Origin of the sequence: Streptomyces sp. NPDC052101 (assembly GCF_040680235.1) — a bacterium.
Taxonomy (GTDB): Bacteria; Actinomycetota; Actinomycetes; order Streptomycetales; family Streptomycetaceae; genus Streptomyces.
Genome location: NZ_JBFAWH010000009.1, coordinates 1 through 18,016, shown reverse-complemented (window position 1 = coordinate 18,016; position 18,016 = coordinate 1). Strand labels below are relative to the sequence as shown.

The 18,016-nt window shown below is 70.7% G+C and carries 17 protein-coding genes; 6 read left to right on the top strand and 11 right to left on the bottom strand.

The annotated features are described in order from the left end of the window. Nucleotides 1–87: 87 nt before the first annotated feature. Nucleotides 88–582 (top strand): DUF3145 domain-containing protein, encoded by a 495-nt coding sequence (locus AB0L75_RS17730; RefSeq protein WP_365181755.1) that lies wholly within the window; start codon nucleotides 88–90, stop codon nucleotides 580–582. A gap of 101 nt (nucleotides 583–683) precedes the next feature. Here the strand turns inward: AB0L75_RS17730 and AB0L75_RS17725 are convergent, their stop codons facing one another. The 5 genes from AB0L75_RS17725 to AB0L75_RS17705 all read right to left on the bottom strand — a co-directional run bounded on the left by AB0L75_RS17725 (nucleotide 684) and on the right by AB0L75_RS17705 (nucleotide 5,680). Continuing rightward, nucleotides 684–1,955 carry a beta-ketoacyl-[acyl-carrier-protein] synthase family protein gene (locus AB0L75_RS17725; RefSeq protein WP_365181753.1) on the bottom strand — a complete coding sequence of 424 codons (1,272 nt, stop codon included), beginning with the start codon at nucleotides 1,953–1,955 and terminating at the stop codon, nucleotides 684–686. Between the two features lie 77 nt (nucleotides 1,956–2,032). After that, on the bottom strand, nucleotides 2,033–2,281 hold the full coding sequence (locus AB0L75_RS17720; protein ID WP_365181752.1) for an acyl carrier protein: 249 nt from the start codon (nucleotides 2,279–2,281) through the stop codon (nucleotides 2,033–2,035). A gap of 90 nt (nucleotides 2,282–2,371) precedes the next feature. Then, nucleotides 2,372–3,403, bottom strand: a complete 1,032-nt coding sequence (locus tag AB0L75_RS17715) for a ketoacyl-ACP synthase III (RefSeq protein WP_365181750.1) — start codon at nucleotides 3,401–3,403, stop codon at nucleotides 2,372–2,374. A gap of 10 nt (nucleotides 3,404–3,413) precedes the next feature. Next, nucleotides 3,414–4,367 carry an ACP S-malonyltransferase gene (locus AB0L75_RS17710; RefSeq protein WP_365181748.1) on the bottom strand — a complete coding sequence of 318 codons (954 nt, stop codon included), beginning with the start codon at nucleotides 4,365–4,367 and terminating at the stop codon, nucleotides 3,414–3,416. An 89-nt stretch (nucleotides 4,368–4,456) separates the two neighbouring features. After that, complete coding sequence (locus tag AB0L75_RS17705; protein WP_365181746.1) at nucleotides 4,457–5,680, bottom strand: helix-turn-helix domain-containing protein; 1,224 nt, start codon at nucleotides 5,678–5,680, stop codon at nucleotides 4,457–4,459. Between the two features lie 95 nt (nucleotides 5,681–5,775). Between AB0L75_RS17705 and AB0L75_RS17700 the strand changes: the two genes are divergently transcribed. Further along, on the top strand, nucleotides 5,776–6,429 hold the full coding sequence (locus tag AB0L75_RS17700) for a pirin family protein (RefSeq protein WP_365182121.1): 654 nt from the start codon (nucleotides 5,776–5,778) through the stop codon (nucleotides 6,427–6,429). A 27-nt stretch (nucleotides 6,430–6,456) separates the two neighbouring features. Here AB0L75_RS17700 and AB0L75_RS17695 read toward each other — a convergent pair whose 3' ends face one another. Together AB0L75_RS17695 and AB0L75_RS17690 are read right to left on the bottom strand one after the other, a co-directional pair. Next, complete coding sequence (locus AB0L75_RS17695) at nucleotides 6,457–7,287, bottom strand: serine hydrolase domain-containing protein (protein ID WP_365181744.1); 831 nt, start codon at nucleotides 7,285–7,287, stop codon at nucleotides 6,457–6,459. Nucleotides 7,288–7,306: 19 nt separating this feature from the next. Next, nucleotides 7,307–7,783 (bottom strand): GNAT family N-acetyltransferase, encoded by a 477-nt coding sequence (locus tag AB0L75_RS17690; RefSeq protein ID WP_365181742.1) that lies wholly within the window; start codon nucleotides 7,781–7,783, stop codon nucleotides 7,307–7,309. A 97-nt stretch (nucleotides 7,784–7,880) separates the two neighbouring features. Here AB0L75_RS17690 and AB0L75_RS17685 point away from each other — a divergent pair, with 97 nt between their 5' ends. Next, a complete protein-coding gene (locus AB0L75_RS17685) occupies nucleotides 7,881–8,345 on the top strand; it encodes a MerR family transcriptional regulator (protein ID WP_365181740.1) in 465 nt (154 codons plus the stop codon). After that, on the top strand, nucleotides 8,342–9,358 hold the full coding sequence (locus tag AB0L75_RS17680) for an aldo/keto reductase (RefSeq protein ID WP_365181738.1): 1,017 nt from the start codon (nucleotides 8,342–8,344) through the stop codon (nucleotides 9,356–9,358). Before AB0L75_RS17685 ends, AB0L75_RS17680 begins: the two co-directional genes overlap by 4 nt. Before the next feature lies 1 nt (nucleotide 9,359). On the opposite strand, the gene AB0L75_RS17675 is transcribed toward AB0L75_RS17680, so the two are convergent. From AB0L75_RS17675 to AB0L75_RS17665, 3 genes are all read right to left on the bottom strand, one after another. Then, entirely contained in the window at nucleotides 9,360–10,214 is an 855-nt protein-coding gene (locus AB0L75_RS17675; protein ID WP_365181736.1) for a DUF4429 domain-containing protein, read from the bottom strand. 66 nt (nucleotides 10,215–10,280) lie between these two features. Beyond that, nucleotides 10,281–11,498: an alpha/beta hydrolase gene (locus AB0L75_RS17670; RefSeq protein WP_365181735.1), complete on the bottom strand. Its 1,218-nt coding sequence runs from the start codon at nucleotides 11,496–11,498 to the stop codon at nucleotides 10,281–10,283. A gap of 83 nt (nucleotides 11,499–11,581) precedes the next feature. Further along, the gene (locus AB0L75_RS17665; RefSeq protein ID WP_365181733.1) at nucleotides 11,582–12,217 is read right to left on the bottom strand and encodes a TetR family transcriptional regulator; all 636 of its coding nucleotides are present in this window, start codon (nucleotides 12,215–12,217) and stop codon (nucleotides 11,582–11,584) included. A 66-nt stretch (nucleotides 12,218–12,283) separates the two neighbouring features. Here AB0L75_RS17665 and AB0L75_RS17660 point away from each other — a divergent pair, with 66 nt between their 5' ends. Continuing rightward, complete coding sequence (locus AB0L75_RS17660) at nucleotides 12,284–13,930, top strand: MFS transporter (protein ID WP_365181731.1); 1,647 nt, start codon at nucleotides 12,284–12,286, stop codon at nucleotides 13,928–13,930. 399 nt (nucleotides 13,931–14,329) lie between these two features. Here the strand turns inward: AB0L75_RS17660 and aceE are convergent, their stop codons facing one another. Next, on the bottom strand, nucleotides 14,330–17,077 hold the full coding sequence (gene aceE / locus AB0L75_RS17655) for a pyruvate dehydrogenase (acetyl-transferring), homodimeric type (RefSeq protein ID WP_365181729.1): 2,748 nt from the start codon (nucleotides 17,075–17,077) through the stop codon (nucleotides 14,330–14,332). Nucleotides 17,078–17,527: 450 nt separating this feature from the next. Between aceE and AB0L75_RS17650 the strand changes: the two genes are divergently transcribed. Beyond that, nucleotides 17,528–17,944, top strand: coding sequence for a DUF3052 domain-containing protein (locus AB0L75_RS17650; RefSeq protein WP_365181727.1), 417 nt, complete (start codon nucleotides 17,528–17,530; stop codon nucleotides 17,942–17,944). The last annotated feature ends 72 nt before the right edge of the window (nucleotides 17,945–18,016 follow it).

Below are 18,016 nucleotides of genomic sequence, written 5' to 3'. Positions count from 1 at the left end.
CCGCAGGGTAGCCTCGCCATCAACGCGGCCGTCGCGCCACAGCCGCCAGCCAGTCCGCAAGATGTCCCGCTCTGTCCGGAGGTTCCGGTGACGACACGTGGAGTTCTGTACGTGCACTCCGCGCCGCGCGCGCTGTGCCCGCATGTCGAGTGGGCCGTCGCCGGGGTGCTCGGCACGCGCGTCAGCCTCGACTGGATCCGGCAGCCCGCGGCCCCCGGCACCTGGCGTTCGGAGTTCTCCTGGCGGGGCGAGGCCGGTACGGCCTCCAAGCTGGCCTCCGCGCTGCGCGGTTGGCACCTCCTGCGGTTCGAGGTCACCGCCGAGCCCTGCGCGACCGCCGAGGGCGAGCGCTACAGCTGCACCCCCGAGCTGGGCATCTTCCACGCCGTCACCGGCATCCACGGCGACATCCTGATCCCCGAGGACCGGCTCCGCGCGGCCCTCACCCGTGCCCAGCGCGGCGAGACGGACCTGGAAGCGGAGATCGCCAAGCTCCTCGGAAAGCCGTGGGACGACGAACTGGAGCCGTTCAGGTACGCGGGCGAGGGCGCCCCGGTGCGCTGGCTCCACCAGGTGGTGTGAGCCTCGGAATCCGCAGTGGCCGGGTACGGAGTATCTGGGTACGGAGTATCCGGGTACGGGAAAGGGCCCCCGCCGTTCGGCAGGGGCCCTCATCCACGTTCTCAGACGGTCCTGAACGCCAGAACGACGTTGTGGCCGCCGAATCCGAACGAGTCGTTCAGCGCGGCGATGCGGCCCTCGACGGGCAGCTTCCGGGCCTCGCCCCGTACGACGTCGGCGTTGGCCTCCGCCTCGGGGTCGAGGTTCTCGACGTTGACGGTCGGCGGCGCCAACCGGTGGTACAGCGCGAGCACGGTCGCGACCGACTCCACGCCGCCGGCGCCACCGAGCAGGTGACCGGTCATCGACTTGGTCGCGGAGACCGCCATGTGGTCCGCGTCGTCGCCGAACACCTTCCGCAGCGCCTTCAGCTCGGCGATGTCACCGGCCGGCGTCGAGGTGGCGTGCGCGTTGACGTGCACGATCTCGGCCGGGTCCAGGTCGGTGTTGTCCATCAGGTTCTGCAGCGCGTGCGAGATACCGCGGCCTTCCGGCTCCGGCTGCACGATGTCGTGGCTGTCGGCCGAGATGCCCTGCCCGACGGCCTCCGCGTAGACGCGCGCACCGCGCTTCGCGGCGTGCTCGGCGGACTCCAGGATGATCACGCCGGCGCCCTCGCCGAGGACGAAGCCGTCGCGGTCGACGTCGTAGGGACGCGAGGCGGTCTGCGGGTTCTCGTTGTTCTTGGACATCGCCATCATGTTGCCGAACGCGGCGATCGGCAGCGGGTGGATGGCGGCCTCCGTACCGCCGGCGACGACGACGTCGGCGCGGCCGGTGCGGATCATTTCGATGGCGTAGCCGATGGCCTCGGCGCCGGAGGCGCACGCGGAGACCGGCGTGTGCACGCCCGCCCGGGCGCCCACGAGCAGGCCCACGTTGGCCGAGGGGCCGTTCGGCATCAGCATGGGAACGGTGTGCGGGGAGACGCGGCGGACGCCCTTCTCCTTGAGCACGTCGTACTGGTCGAGCAGCGTGGTCACGCCGCCGATGCCGGAGGCGATGACGGCGCCCAGCCGGTCCGGGTCGACGCTGCCGTCCTCCCCGGCCTTGGCGGTGAAGCCCGCGTCCTTCCAGGCCTCCTGGGCCGCGATCAGCGCGAACTGCGCCGAACGGTCCAGCTTGCGGGCCTGCGGCCGCGGGAGCACCTCGGTGGGCTCCACGGCGATCTGGGCAGCGATGCGGACGGCCTGCTCGGCGGCCCACTCCTGCTCCAGGGGCTTCACGCCGGACTTGCCGGCGATCAGACCCTCCCAGGTCGAGGCTGCGTCGCCACCCAGCGGTGTGGTTGCGCCGATACCGGTGACGACCACGGTGCGATTGGTCGGGCTCACGGGAATTCTTTCTCCAACGGATACGGGATTCAACGGCGCCACCGCCGGGTGGCGGGGCCTAGCAGCCGGGCTGAGACTCAGCCCTGGTGGTCGAGGATGTACTTGGTCGCGTCGCCCACGGTCTTGAGGTTCTTGACGTCCTCGTCCGGGATCTTCACGTCGAAGCGCTCCTCGGCGGCGACGACGACCTCGACCATGGACAGCGAGTCGACGTCCAGGTCGTCGGTGAAGGACTTGTCCAACTGGACGTCCTCAACCGGGATGCCAGCGATCTCGTTCACGATCTCGGCGAGACCCTTGACGATCTCTTCCTGAGTGGCGGCCATGTTGGCGCTCCTTCTTCGGTGTATTTCGATGTATCAGACGGTTTGCGGCAATTGGTGCCGTGCCCGATCGCAGGATCCGGCACGGAGTGCCTAGGGGAGAGTAACGACCGTGGCGGCGTAGACGAGACCCGCCCCGAATCCGATGACGAGCGCGGTGTCGCCGCTCTTCGCCTCCCCGGTCGCCAGGAGCCGCTCCATCGCGAGCGGAATCGAGGCGGCCGAGGTGTTGCCGGTGGTGCGGACGTCCCGGGCGACCGTGACGTGCTCCGGCAGCTTGAGAGTCTTCACCATCGAGTCGATGATCCGCTCGTTGGCCTGGTGCGGGATGAAGACGTCCAGTTCGGCCGGGGTGATCCCGGCCGCGTCCAGCGCCTGCTGGGCGACCTTCGCCATCTCGAACACGGCCCAGCGGAACACCGCCTGGCCCTCCTGCGTGATCGCAGGAAACTTGATGCTGCCGTCGCTGTCCAGGGGGAGTTCGGCCACGTCGCCGACGCGGAAGCTGTTCCACGAGACGGTCTGCTTGATCGTCTCGGCCTTGTCGCCCTCCGAGCCCCACACGGTCGGGCCGATCCCCGGCTCCTGCGCGGGACCGACGATGACCGCGCCCGCGCCGTCGCCGAACAGGAAGGCCGTGGCCCGGTCCTCCAGGTCGGTCAGGTCGCTGAGCCGCTCCACGCCGATGACGAGCACGTACTCGGCGGAACCTTCCACCACCATGCCCTTGGCCAGGGTCAGGCCGTAGCCGAAGCCCGCGCAGCCGGCCGAGATGTCGAAGGCGGCGGCCTTGTCGGTGCCGAGCTTGTCGGCGATCTCGGTGGCGATGGCCGGGGTCTGGCTGAAGTGCGAGACGGTCGAGACGACCACGGCACCGATGCGCTCGGCGTCGATACCGGCGTCCGCGATCGCCTTGCCGGAGGCCTCGATGGCCATCGCGGCCACGGTCTCCTCGGGACCCGCCCAGTGCCGGGTCTCGATGCCGGAGCGCGAGCGGATCCATTCGTCGGACGAGTCGATCTTCTCCAGGATCACCTCGTTGGGGACCACCCGGGTCGGCCGGTAGCCGCCGACACCGAGGATGCGCGCATACGGGGCGCCCTTGCTGGGCTTGATCTTTGCCATGTACGGCTCCTTAGGCGTCGGCGCCCGCTGCGTCAGCGGCAGAATCGGATGCTGTGGAGATGAGCGCGCGGGCCGCGTCGAGGTCGTCGGGGGTCTTCAGGGCCAGCGTCCTGACGCCGGGCAGCGCCCGCTTGGCCAGGCCGGTCAGCGTGCCGCCCGGGCACACCTCGATGAGCGCGCTGACGCCCAGCTCCTTGAACGTCTCCATGCACAGGTCCCAGCGCACGGGGCTGGCGACCTGGCCGACCAGCCGCTCCAGCACCTCGGCGCCGCCGGCGACCGCCCGGCCGTCCCTGTTGGAGACGTAACGGAGGCCGGGGTCGGCGGGCGTCAGCTCCGCGGCGGCCTTGGCCAGCGTCTCGACGGCGGGGGCCATGTGCTGGGTGTGGAAGGCGCCGGCGACCTTCAGCGGGACGACCTTGCGGACGCCCTCGGGCTTGTCCTCGCTCAGCGCGGCGAGCTGCTCCAGCGTGCCCGCGGCGACGATCTGGCCCGCGCCGTTGATGTTCGCCGGGGTCAGGCCCAGCTTCTCCAGGTGCGCCAGGGAGGTCTCCGGGTCGCCGCCGAGCAGCGCCGACATACCGGTCTCGGTGATGGCGGCGGCGTCGGCCATCGCCAGGCCCCGCTTGCGGACCAGACTCAGCGCGGCGGTGTCGTCCAGCACACCGGCGAACGCGGCGGCCGTGAACTCGCCGACACTGTGACCGGCGACCGCGCCCGGCGCGATCTCGCGCATGTCACCGAGTGCCGCGGCGGACAGGAGCCCGGCGGCGACCAGCAGCGGCTGGGCCACCGCGGTGTCACGGATGGCGTCGGCGTCGGCCTGGGTGCCGTAGTGCACCAGGTCCAGTCCGATGGCGTCCGACCACGCGGCGACGCGGTCCGCGGCACCGGGGAGGTCGAGCCAGGGGGTCAGGAAGCCGGGCGTCTGGGCGCCCTGGCCGGGAGCGACGAGTACGAGCACTCTCACACTCTCTCTTGGGGACGGCAGGGGCCGCCCGTGGGGACAGGGACGAAGAACACGAAGGGCTTTTGTGGGGCCTCGACAAAACCCTATGTCTGGGCCTCACCGTCGGCCAGACGCCCGAGGATGAGCGCGATCCGCAGTGTGAACGCGGATCGTACATCCGATGGCGACCAGCCGGTGACGTCAGTCACACGTCGGAGCCGGTAGCGCACGGTGTTCGGGTGAACGAAGAGCATCCGGGCCGCGCCTTCGAGGCTGCTCGCCTGCTCCAGGTAGACGCTCAGGGTCTCCAGTAGGGCGGAGCCCGCTTCCTCCAACGGTCTGTAGATCTCCTCCACCAGCTGCTCGCGGGCGCTCGGATCGCCCGCGATCGCGCGCTCCGGCAGCAGATCGTCCGCCAGTACCGGTCGCGGTGCGTCCTGCCAGGCCGAACACGCCTTCAGTCCCGCGGCGGCGGCCTGCGCGGACCGGGTCGCGGCCAGCAGATCCGGTACGACGGGCCCCGCGACGACCGGCCCGGCCGCGTAAGGCCCGATCAGCGACTTGGCGACGGCGAGCGGATTGGAGCTGCCCCCCGCGATGACGACGAGCCGATCCCCGAGAACCCCGGTGAGCACCTGCAGCTTGGCGTGCCGGGCGGCCCGCCGGATCGCCTCGACGGTCAGCTCGCTGTCCCCGTCGGGCGCGGTCCCGAGGACGACACACACATGCTCGGGCGAGTTCCACCCGAGCGCGGCGGCCCGGCTGACGGCCCCTTCGTCCGCCTCCCCGCTCAGTACGGCGTTCACGACGAGGGACTCCAGCCGCGCGTCCCAGGCACCGCGTGCCTCGGCGGCCTGGGCGTACACCTGCGCGGTGGCGAAGGCGATCTCCCGCGCGTAGACGAGCAGGGCCTCCCGCAGCACGCTCTCGTCCCCGGGAGCCGCGACCTCGTCGATCGCGCTCTCCATGACCTCGATGGTGGTCCGCACCATCTCCACGGTCTGCCGCAGCGTGATGGCCCGGGTCAGCTCGCGCGGCGCGGTCCCGAACACATCGGTGGAGATCGCCTGCGGGGCGTCCGGGTGCCGGAACCACTCGGTGAAGGCCGCGATGCCCGCCTGGGCCACCAGCCCGATCCAGGAACGGTTCTCCGGGGGCATGGCCCGGTACCACGGCAGGGTCTCGTCCATGCGCGCGATGGCCTGTGCGGCAAGGGACCCGGAGGACTTCTCCAGCCGCTTCAGGGTCGCGGCATGCTGGTGCGTGTCGTGTGCGTGTGCGTGGTGATCGGCGTGGAGTGCGCTGCTGCGGGATTCGGGTTCGGGCACGGGACAAGACTGCCTTATCCGGACGCCGACGTGCGCCGCTGGGTCGGGGGTGCGGGATCCGCGCGGCCCGCGCGCCGTCTACGGTGGTGGGCGTGATGGACGTACGGCGCGCCGCTGAGCGCTACGAAGGGGGCGACCCGGCGACCGGGATCGAGTCCCGGCACGCCTTCTCCTTCGGACCGCACTACGACCCCGGCAACCTCCGCTTCGGCGCGATCATCGCCTGCAACGAGGAGCGGCTCGCCCCCGGCGCCGGCTTCGACGAACACCCGCACAGCCACACCGAGATCGTCACGTGGGTGGTCGAGGGCGAGCTGACCCACCGCGACTCCACCGGCCACGAGACCCGGGTACGGCCCGGCGACGTACAGCGCCTCAGCTCGGCCGCGGGCGTCCGCCACGTCGAACGCAACGACGGCCCGTCCCCGCTCACCTTCATCCAGCTGTGGCTGGCCCCCCGGGACCCCGGCGGTGAGCCGTCGTACGAGATCGTCCCCGGCATCGCCGACTCCACGCCGTACGCGGTACCGGCGGCGGCAGCGATGCTGCACGTACGTCGCCTGGCCTCCGGCGAGCGGACCGCCGTGCCGGACGCGGCGTACGTGTATGTGCACGTGGTGCACGGGGAGATCGCGTTGGCGGGGACGGCCCTGCGGCCGGGCGACGCGGCACGGATCACCGGGGCGGAGGGCCTGGAGGCGGTGGGGGTGACGTCGGCAGAACTGCTGATGTGGGAGATGGCGGCGTAGCAGGGGGCGTCGGTCGTCCCGCCGGTCTCAGCCGCGCAGTTCGCCGAGCACCGCATCCGTGAGGACCGGCCACGCCTCGATCGCCCAGGGCCCGAACGCCCGGTCGGTCAGCGCGGCGCACGCCACCCCCGCCTCCGGATCGATCCACAGGAACGTGCCGGACTGCCCGAAGTGCCCGAAGGTCCGCGGAGAGGACGAACTCCCCGTCCAGTGCGGCGACTTGCCGTCCCGGATCTCGAAACCCAGCCCCCAGTCGTTCGGGTTCTGGTGCCCGTACCCCGGCAGCACCCCCTTCGTCCCCGGGTACTGCACGCTCATCGCCTCCGCCACCGTCCGCGGATCCAGCAGCCGCGGCGCCTGCACCTCCGCCGCGAACCGCAGCAGGTCGGCCACCGTGGACACACCGTCCTTCGCGGGGGAGCCCTCCAGCGACGTGGACATCATGCCCAGCGGCTGCAGCACCGCCTGCCGCAGATACTCGGCGAACGGAATGTCCGTCGCCTTGGCGACGTGGTCGCCGAGCTGCTCGAACCCGGCGTTGGAGTAGAGGCGGCGCTCACCGGGAGGCGCCGTCACCCGGTGCTCGTCGAAGGCCAGCCCGGAGGTGTGGGCGAGGAGGTGGCGGACGGTCGAGCCGGCCGGCCCGGCCGGCTCGTCCAGCTCGATCGCGCCCTCCTCGTACGCGACGAGCGCCGCGTAGGCCGCCAGCGGCTTGGTGACCGAGGCGAGCGGAAAGCGGTGCCCGGCGGGGCCGTGCGTCCCGAGGACGGTCCCGTCGGCTCGTACGACGCCCGCCGCGGCGGTGGGGACGGGCCAGTTCTCGATCGACGCCAAGCTCGTCAGGCTGTTCAACGACATGCGTCCGAGCCTATGCGGCTCACAGCAGCAGCCGCATCGACGGGTCGGCATCCCGGCTGAAGCCGAGCGAGGCGTACAGCGGCTCGGCCTGCGGGGAGGCGTTGAGCAGCACATGCCCGGCGCCCCGCTCCCGGAACCAGGCCAGCAGTTCCTCCATGCACGCGCGCGCGTACCCGCGGCGCCGGGCGTCCGGGGCGGTCGCCACGCTGAACACGTGCCCGACCCGCCCCTGCGGATTGCCGGCCTTCCCGATGCGGTAGTCCAGCGTCCCGGCCACCAGCGCGGCCAGCGCCCCCGGCCGGTCCGGATGGTCGACGACGAAGGCCACGAAGTCCCCGTCGGCCTCGGCGAGCCGCTCCCGCAGCGTCGGCAGGGACTCGGCGTGCCAGTCGGTCGGCCCGCCGCCGCCCCCGCTCCACAACGCGTCGATCATGACCTGCCGCAGGCGTAGCACTTCACCGGCGTCTTCGGGCAGGGCCCGGCGTGCAAGACTCATACCCGGCACGCTAGTTCCACGTCCCGGCGCACGTCCTGCGGATTTCTTACCGGATCCGCTTGCTTGGAGTGCACTCCAAGGTCATAGCGTGGTGGTCATGACGGTGATGCAGACCACGCCAGCGGACACCGACCGAACGGCCCCCGCAGACATCTGCTCCGCCCCGCCCAGGCGCCATCCGCGACCCGACGGCGAGGACCGCTACACGATCAGCGAGGTCGTCGCCTTCACCGGCCTGACCGCGCACACCCTGCGCTGGTACGAGCGGATCGGCCTGATGCCGCACGTGGACCGCTCGCACACCGGCCAGCGGCGCTACAGCAACCGCGATCTGGACTGGCTGGACTTCGTGACCAAGCTGCGGCTGACCGGCATGCCGGTGGCGGACATGGTCCGGTACGCGGAGCTGGTCCGGGAGGGTGAGAGCACCTACCGGGAGCGGCAGGAGCTGCTGGAGTCGACCCGCCGGGACGTGCTGAACAGGATCGCCGAACTACGGGACACGCTCGCCGTGCTCGACCGCAAGATCAGTTTCTACGCGATGGAGGGGACCACGCGATGACCGACGCCAGGATTCCGACAGTACGGCTCGGCGAGAGCGGACCGGAGGTCGGCGTACAGGGCCTCGGCTGCATGGGCATGAGCTTCGCGTACGGCCCCACGGACGCCGGCCAGGCGCGCGCCGCACTGGAGCGGGCGCTGGAGCTGGGCGTGACGCTGTACGACACGGCGGACGCCTACGGCGAGGGGGACAACGAGCGGTTCCTGTCCCCGTTCTTCAAGGCGCACCGCGACGAGGTGGTCATCGCCACCAAGTTCGCCCTGTCGATCCCGAAGGACGACCCGACCAAGCGGATCATCCGCAACGACGCGCCGTACATCCGGGAGGCCGTCGAGGCCAGCCTGCGGCGGCTCGACGTCGACGCGATCGACCTCTACTACATGCACCGCCGTGACCCGGACGTCCCCATCGAGGAGACCGTGGGCACGATGGCGGAGCTGGTCCGCGAGGGCAAGGTCAAGCACCTCGGGCTGAGCGAGGTCACCGCCGACGAGCTGCGCGCCGCGCACGCCGTGCACCCGATCGCGGCCGTGCAGTCGGAGTGGTCCCTGTTCAGCCGGGACATCGAGGCGAAGGTCGTACCGGCCGTGCGGGACCTGGGCGTCGCCCTGGTCCCGTACTCGCCGCTCGGCCGGGGCTTCCTCACCGGCTCCTTCACCAACGCCGAACAGGAGCTGTCGGCCGGCGACTTCCGCCGCCAGCAGCCCCGCTTCACCGGGGCCAACGCGGCCGCCAACGCGGCCCTCCTGGAGCCCCTGCGCACCATCGCCGCGGCCCACGGGGCCACCCCCGGCCAGATCGCCCTGGCCTGGGTGCAGCGGCGCGCCGCGATCGACGCCCTGCCGGTGGTACCGATCCCGGGCACCCGCAAGCCGGGCCGGGTGGCGGAGAACGTGGCGGCGACGGCCATCGTCCTCACGGACGAGGAACTGTCCGCACTGGAGCCGATCGCGGCAAAGGTGGCGGGCGAGCGCTATGCGGACATGACGTTCACCTCTGCCGGCCGGGAGTAGCTCACAGCTCCGCCAGCAGCTCCGCCTTCTTGGAGGAGAACTCCTCGTCGGTGACCAGCCCGGCCTGGTGCAACTCCCCGAGATGCCGGATCCGTTCGGCGATGTCGGCGGGGTCGCGCCGGGACGGGGCCGGTACCACGGGTACCGGCCCCCGTGTGCGTACGGCCGCCAGGACGGCCGCGGCGAACGGCAGTGACTCGTGCACCGGCCCGTATCCCAGCCCGAAGACGACGGTCGCCGGATCCTGGTCGGCCTGCACGGCCGCCGCCGAGTCGGCCGAGCGCCTGACCAGCCGCAGGTGCCCCTCGAACAGCTCCGGCGAGCGCCACTCCACCCCGCTGAGGTCGGCGACCGCGAAGCGCTGGTCACCGGCCTTCCACTTCGCCGAGGACGCGCCCGTCCACGACCAGCGGAACTGCACGGACGTCCCGTCGAACGACGCCTTCCCGTCGTACGCCTTGAAGTGCAGCGGACGCTCCGGTGCCGGCACCAGGAACCGGTCGGCCGGCCCGGACCCGGACTCGGCCAGCAGTCCCTTCAGCTCGTCCGCGTAGTACTCGGCGAGCGTCTCCCGCTCGGCCGGCAGCACCAGCCGGTACGGATCGGAGCCCTCCTTCAGCTGCCCGGCCGCCGCCTCCATCAGCGGATCGGCGCCGGCGCGCGGCAGCAGCCGCAGGACGACGGTGCCGCGTCTGCCCGGGGCGAGTGTCACGCCCTCGACCGCGGACAGCGGGATCCGCCGCTCCCCGAGCGCCTGGAACAGCTTCGGTGCCCGAATCCCCCGTTCGTAACGGATGAGCACGGAGTCGGACTCGAACTCCCAGACGGCATGAAATCCCGCCAGTACGTCACCCATGCGGCTCATCGTATGCGGCACGTGCTCCTCCGTCGCCACCCGCGCAGACCGCACTTCCTGCTGTTTCTACGCGCGTCCGGCCGTCGTCGTGCCGGGCGCACCGGCCCGGCACCCGTCGTTCTCGCGAGCGCACGTGACCGCGCCGTACGCCCCGACGCCGACGTCGGCGAGGTTGCGCAGGCTGTCCGTGCCGGGCTGGAAATAGCCGGCGTGGCCCTGCGCGTCCCGGGCGGACAGCACCCGCGCCCCGAAGTCCGAGGACACCGGATCGGCGCCGTGGCCGAGTCCGCCGAACTCCAGATACGGCACGTTCTGGATCCAGTCGGTGGCGTCCCGCATCGCCCACACCCGGGCCCCGGTGTCCAGGTGGGCGGCGCTGGAGACGCGCATGCCGGGGCTCGCGGCCACCGCTATGTCGGTCACCCGGGCGGGCATGGCGTGCGCGGCGACTCCGCAGACCACCGAGCCGTAGCTGTGGCAGATCATCGCCACCGGGGCGCGGCCGGGCAGGCCGGGCAGCAGGGCGTTCAGCCGTACGGCGCCCTCCTCGGCGCGCAGTCCGGTGGCCGCGTCCACACCGAGCCCGCCGGGGGCGGTGTAGTCGGCCCAGGCGATCACGGCCGTACGGGTCGTGGGGCTCTGCGCGCGCTCCGCCGCGTACAGCGCCTTGGCCATGCCGACCGGGGCGGTGTACTGGCGGTAGGTCTTCTGGAAGGTGAGCAGATCGGTGTCGACGCCGGGGACGACGACCGAGATCCGCTGGGCCTCGTCCAGGTTCCCGAACACCTCCGCGACCCGGCCCGAGCCCTCGGGGTCGAAGGCCAGGATCTGCCGGCCGGGGCTCAGCAGGGACTCGTAGCGGTGCATACGACGGCCCGCGTCCTGGTGCCCGGCCGCGCTGAGGCGGCTGTCGTGCATGCGCTTCTTCTCGACCTTGCGGGCCTGGTCCAGCGCGATGCGGTTGGCGCGGTAGCGCAGGGTGGCGGGGGCGCCGTTCATGTTGCCGACCGCGAGCGGGTAGCGGTGGGCGAGGCGGCCCTGGTCCTCGGGGCTGAGGGAGGTGAAGAAACGGCTGAGCCGGGCCGGCGCGGCCTCGGGGTCCGGCAGACGGACGCCGCGGACGCTGCCGTGCCGCCACTTGGCGAGCGAGGCCTGCAGCGCGGTCGACTCCTGGTGGCTGTGCAGGGCGGTCCAGCCGGTGGTCGCGAGCATCACGAACACCACGGCCAGGGCCAGCAGAGCGCGCCAGACGTTCAGTTGCGGGGAGGTGTCGAAGGAAGTCACTGGGAGGACACACTAGGAGAACGGGACGGTCTCGCGGTAACCGAGTGACAGGTATCACGTTTCGCGGAAGGTCGAACGCGCCGTCAACGATCTCGGTCTGCGCGCCAGTTCCCGGTGAGTGCCGAACCCACCTGATCGAGGCAGGACGCGGTGAGTTGGCGGATGGCGTCCAGGCTGAAGTCGTCGCCCGTGCACCACTGCCGCTCGGTGACCCTTATCACCCCGCCGAAGACGGCCACGGCGAGTCGCGGCCGGGGGTCGGCGTCCACGTCCACACCCTCGCGCTCGGCCAGCACGCGCGCGATCGTCTCCTCCGTGGCCGCCGAGCGGAGCAGATGGGCGGCGAGCAGTGCGGGCGTCGACTCGATCGTCCGGTACATGCGCACATACAGCTCGACCGGGACGGCCGTCTCGACGGTCTCGCGGATCGCGTCCCAGCCTTCGAGGACCGCCTGCCGCAGGGCCTCCATCGGCGCCTCGTGGGCCGGCCGCGCCCGTACGGCGGCCACGAAGCGCTCCTCCGTCATGGCCTGCACGGTGAAGGCCACGTCCTCCTTGCCGGCGAAGTAGCGGAAGAAGGTGCGCTGCGACACGCCGACGGTCTCGGCGATCTCGTCGACCGTGGTGTGCTCGTATCCCTGGGTCGTGAACAGCTCCAGGGCAGCCCGCACCAGCGCCTCCCGGGTGCGCTGCTTCTTGCGTTCGCGCAGTGTTTCCATAGGTGTCAGTAACTGACTGATGAAATCAATTGTCAATTGTCAGAGGCTGTCACTACCCTCGAACGTATGACTGGTCAGACCACCATCGACACGACGGGGCCGGGGGACGCGGCACCGCAGGCCTCGTTGGAGTCGGCCCCGGCCGCGGGGCTGCGCGGCCATCCCTGGCTCACCCTGATCACCGTCGCCGTAGGGGTCATGATGGTGGCCCTGGACGGCACCATCGTCGCGATCGCCAACCCGACCATCAAGAAGGACCTGGGCGCGACCTTCGCCGACGTCCAGTGGATCACCAACGGGTACTTCCTCGCCCTCGCGGTCTCCCTGATCACCGCGGGCAAGCTCGGCGACCGCTTCGGCCACCGGCAGACCTTCCTGATCGGCGTGACCGGCTTCGCCACCGCCTCGGGCGCCATCGGCCTGTCCCACAGCATCGCCGCCGTCGTCACCTTCCGTGCTCTCCAGGGCCTGTTCGGCGCGCTGTTGATGCCGGCCGCGCTCGGCCTGTTGCGGGCCACCTTCCCGGCCGAGAAGCTCAACATGGCCATCGGCATCTGGGGCATGGTGATCGGCGCCTCCACGGCGGGCGGCCCGATCCTCGGCGGCGTCCTCGTCCAGCACGTCAACTGGCAGTCGGTGTTCTTCATCAACGTGCCGGTCGGTGCGCTCGCCCTGGTCCTGGGCGCGCTGATCCTGCTCGACCACCGCGCCCCCCGCGGGCGGAGCCCGCTGAATGAGCACAGCGCCCCGCGCTCCTTCGACGCCCTCGGCATCGCACTGCTCTCCGGCGCGATGTTCTGCCTGGTGTGGGCGCTCATCAAGGCCCCGGCATGGGGCTGGGGCGACGGCAGGACATGGCTGTTCGTCGCCGCGTCCGTGCTGCTCTTCGCCGTGTTCTCGGTCTGGGAGACCAGGGTCGCGGAGCCCCTGATCCCGCTCGGCCTCTTCCGCTCGATACCGCTCTCGGCGGGCGTCGTGCTCATGGTCCTCATGGCCGTCGCGTTCATGGGCGGCCTGTTCTTCGTGACGTTCTACCTGCAGAACGTCCACGGCATGACCCCGGTCGACGCGGGCCTGCACCTGCTGCCGCTCACCGGCATGATGATCGTCGGCTCGCCGCTCGCCGGCGCCGCGATCACCAGGCTCGGCCCGCGTGTCCCGCTGGCCGGCGGCATGATCGCCACCGCCGTCGCCATGTACGGCATGTCGACGCTCAAGGCCGACACCGGCAGCGGTGTCATGTCCGTCTGGTTCGCGCTGCTCGGCCTCGGCCTGGCTCCGGTCATGGTCGGCGCCACCGAGGTCATCGTCGGCAACGCCCCCATGGAGCTGTCCGGTGTGGCCGGCGGCCTCCAGCAGGCGGCCATGCAGATCGGCGGCAGCCTCGGCACGGCGGTGCTGGGCGCCGTGATGGCCTCCAAGGTGGACAGCGATCTGCCGGGCAACTGGACCGGGGCCGGGCTGCCGCAGCTGACCCCGGCTCAGCTGGACAAGGCCTCCGAGGCGGTTCAGGTCGGTGTGGCGCCGGTGCCGAAGGGTGTGCCGGACCAGGTCGCCGCGGAGATCACCGAGGTCGCCCACCACACCTTCATCACCGGCATGAGCCTCGCCTCCCTGGTCGCGGCGGGTGTGGCGGCGGTCGCCGTCCTCGTCGCGCTGCTCACCAAGCGGGGTGCGAACGCGGAGGCGGGTGCGGGCGCGGGCCACATCTGAGCGAGCCTCTGGATGAGCCTCCGAGCGGGCTTCGCCGGCGGATTTCCCCTATCAGGGTGACTCCGCTAAAGATTCCTCGCGCCGGGCACGCGCCGCAGTTCACAGTGGGTCAACTCCTCCGCAGGGCATGGGAGGACCGCCGGGCCGCGGCGCGTGCGGCGGAGGGGGCCGCGCGCGCCGGCCTGCGGCGCCTTGGCCTGCGGCGCCTTGGCGGATTCGGCAACTGGGGTGGGGCCGCGGGTCCGTTGCCGAGTGCGGGTCCGTCTTGGTTGCTCGCGCAGTTCCCCGCGCCCCTTAGGCAGGCGAGCTGCAACTTGCTCAGGGGCGCGGGGAACTGCGCGACCAGCCAGGCACGGACCCGCACCCGGCAACGAGTCCGCACCCCCACCCCGGCTGCCGCTACGCGTCGCCCCCCGCCGCCCCCGGGTGCGCCGCCGAGACATCCAGCAACTGGTACCGGTCGATGGCCTGCTTGAGTACCGAACGGTCCACCTTGCCCTCCCGGGCCAGTTCGGTCAGCACCGCGACGACGATCGACTGCGCGTCGATGTGGAAGAAGCGCCGCGCCGCACCCCGGGTGTCGGCGAAGCCGAAGCCGTCCGCGCCCAGGGACTGGTATGTGCCCGGCACCCACCGCGCGATCTGGTCCGGAACCGCCCGCATCCAGTCGGACACGGCCACGAACGGCCCCTCGGCGCCGCTGAGTTTCCGCGTCACGAACGGAACCAGCTGCTCCTCCTCCGGATGCAGCAGGTTGTGCTCCTCGCACGCCACCGCCTCGCGCCGCAGCTCGTTCCAGGAGGTCGCCGACCAGACGTCGGCGCGCACGTTCCAGTCCTCGGCGAGGATCCGCTGCGCCTGAAGCGCCCACGGGACCGCCACACCCGACGCCATGATCTGCGCCGGGACCGCGCCCGCCGTGCCCTCGCTCAGCTTGTGGACGCCCTTGAGGATGCCCTCGACGTCCACGTTCTCCGGCTCGGCCGGGTGCTGGATGGGCTCGTTGTAGACGGTCAGGTAGTAGAAGACGTCCTCGCCGTGCGGGTGTTCGGCGTCGCCGCCGTACATCCGGCGCAGGCCGTCCTGGACGATGTGCGCGATCTCGTACGAGTACGCCGGGTCGTACGCCACGCACGCCGGGTTGGTCGAGGCGAGCAGCTGGGAGTGGCCGTCCGCGTGCTGCAGACCCTCACCGGTCAGGGTCGTTCGACCCGCGGTCGCGCCCAGTACGAAACCGCGCGCCAGCTGGTCGGCCATCTGCCAGAACTGGTCACCGGTGCGCTGGAAACCGAACATCGAGTAGAAGACGTAGACCGGGATCAGCGGCTCGCCGTGCGTCGCGTAGGCCGAGCCCGCCGCGATCAGGGACGCCGTGCAGCCCGCCTCGGAGATGCCGTCGTGCAGCATCTGGCCGGTCGGCGACTCCTTGTAGGCGAGGAGCAGCTCCCGGTCCACCGACTCGTACTGCTGGCCGAGCGGGTTGTAGATCTTCGCGCTCGGGAAGAAGGAGTCCATGCCGAACGTGCGGTACTCGTCCGGCGCGATCAGCACGAACCGCCGGCCGATCTCCTTGTCCCGCATGAGGTCCTTCAGCAGCCGGACGAACGCCATCGTCGTGGCGATGGACTGCTGGCCCGAGCCCTTCTTCACGCTCGCGTACGTCTTGTCGTCCGGCAGCGCGAGCGGCTTCGAGCGCACGACGCGCGTCGGGACGTACCCGCCGCACTGCTTGCGCATGTCGTGCATGTACTGGATCTCGTCGGTGTTCCGGCCCGGGTGGTAGTACGGCGGCGCGCCGGACTCCAGCTCTTTGTCGGAGATCGGCAGGTGGAGGCGGTCCCGGAAGCGCTTGAGGTCGTCGACCGTCAGCTTCTTCATCTGGTGCGTGGCGTTGCGGCCCTCGAAGTTGGGGCCCAGCGTCCAGCCCTTGATGGTCTTGGCCAGGATGACCGTCGGCTGGCCCTTGTGCTCCTTGGCCGCCTTGAACGCCGCGTAGATCTTGCGGTGGTCGTGACCGCCGCGGCCCAGGTGCAGGATCTGGTCGTCGGTCATGTTCTCGACCATCGCGCGCAGCCGGTGGTCGTCGCCGAAGAAGTGCTCGCGGATGTACGCGCCGGACTCCGTGGCGTACGTCTGGAACTGGCCGTCCGGGGTCGTGTTCATCTTGTTGACGAGGATGCCGTCCCGGTCCTGCGCGAGCAGCGGGTCCCAGGAGCGGTCCCAGATCAGCTTGATCACGTTCCAGCCGGCGCCCCGGAAGATCGACTCCAGCTCCTGGATGATCTTCCCGTTGCCGCGCACCGGGCCGTCCAGCCGCTGCAGGTTGCAGTTGACGACGAAGGTCAGGTTGTCCAGGCCCTCCCGGGCCGCGATGGACAGCTGGCCCAGCGACTCCGGCTCGTCCATCTCACCGTCGCCGAGGAACGCCCACACATGCGACCTGGAGGTGTCGGCGATACCGCGCGCCTCCATGTAGCGGTTCATCCGCGCCTGGTAGATCGCGCCCAGCGGGCCGAGGCCCATGGAGACCGTCGGGAACTCCCAGAAGTCCGGCATGGAGCGCGGGTGCGGGTAGCTGGACAGGCCCTCGGGGTACTTCGACTTCTCCTGGCGGAAGCCGTCGAGCTGGTTCTCGGTGAGTCGGTCGAGCAGGTACGCGCGTGCGTAGATGCCCGGCGAGGCGTGGCCCTGGAAGAAGACCTGGTCGCCGCCGTCGCCCTCGTCCTTGCCGCGGAAGAAGTGGTTGAAGCCGACGTCGTACAGCGAGGCCGAGGAGGCGAAGGTGGCGATGTGGCCGCCGACGCCGATGCCGGGGCGCTGGGCGCGCGAGACCATCACGGCCGCGTTCCAGCGGGTGGCGTTGAGGATCTTGCGTTCGATCTCCTCGTTGCCCGGGAAGAACGGCTCGCTCTTGGTCGGGATCGTGTTGACGTAGTCCGTGCTGCGCATCTCGGGCACGGCCACGCGCCGCTCGCGGGCCCGCTCGATCAGCCGCAGCATGAGGTAGCGGGCCCTCTCCCGGCCGCGCTCGTCCACGGCGGCGTCGAGGGAGTCGAGCCACTCCTGGGTCTCTTCGGGATCGAAGTCAGGAACCTGACTCGGAAGGCCGCCAATGATGATCGGATTGCGATCGGATCCGGAAGCCACGCTGTTCCTTACCTGTCAGAGGGCCAGTACCTGTTCTGAGGGCCAGTACCTGTTCTGAGGGCCAGTACCTGGCGGAGGGCCAGTTCCTGCGCCTGCCCACACCGTTCCCCATCGTCCACCGCGGGGCGGTGTACGTCATCTCCATCGGTCAAAACGCAACGATACGCCCGGGGTGTGACGCGCTTGGCAAAAGTGTTCGATGGGCGTATCGCCGGATGATTCTGAGATGATTCCGAACGGTGCAAACCACGCAAAGCGCTGTGATGTGGGCCATGCAGAATCGGGATACGGTGCCAGGAGTTGCGGTGACAAGGTCGAGATCGTCACCGTTTCGGCGGTCCGAACGGCCGGGTACTTGCGCGATCCGTCCCGCCCGTGTGGACTACGGCCAAGCAACGCGCGCACGCGCGTGGCCGAGTTTTTCCCAAAGACATGATCAGGAGGCAGACCGTGAGCGCGACCGCGGACCACGCGGAGACGAGCCTGGCCGTCAGGCTGGGGTTCCAGCCCGGACAGGTGGTCCAGGAGATCGGCTACGACGACGACGTGGACCATGATCTCCGCGAGTCCATCGAGGGCACCATCGGCAGCGAGCTGGTGGATGAGGACTACGACGACGTGGCCGACGTCGTGTTGTTGTGGTTCCGCGACGAGGACGGTGACCTGACGGATGCGCTGGTCGACGCCCTCGGTTTCCTCGAAGAGGGCGGCCTGATCCACCTCCTCACGCCGAAGACCGGCCGGGACGGCTACATCGAGCCCAGCGACATCAGCGACGCGGCCCAGACGGCGGGCCTGTCGCAGGCCAAGAGCGTCAGCGTGGGCAAGGACTGGAACGACACCAAGCTGTCGACCCCGAAGCGGTGACCGACGCCGGTCGGTGAGCGAAGCGGGGGCGGCGGCGGACACCCGGGCGGGGCCGCCCCCCCCCCCCCGGCC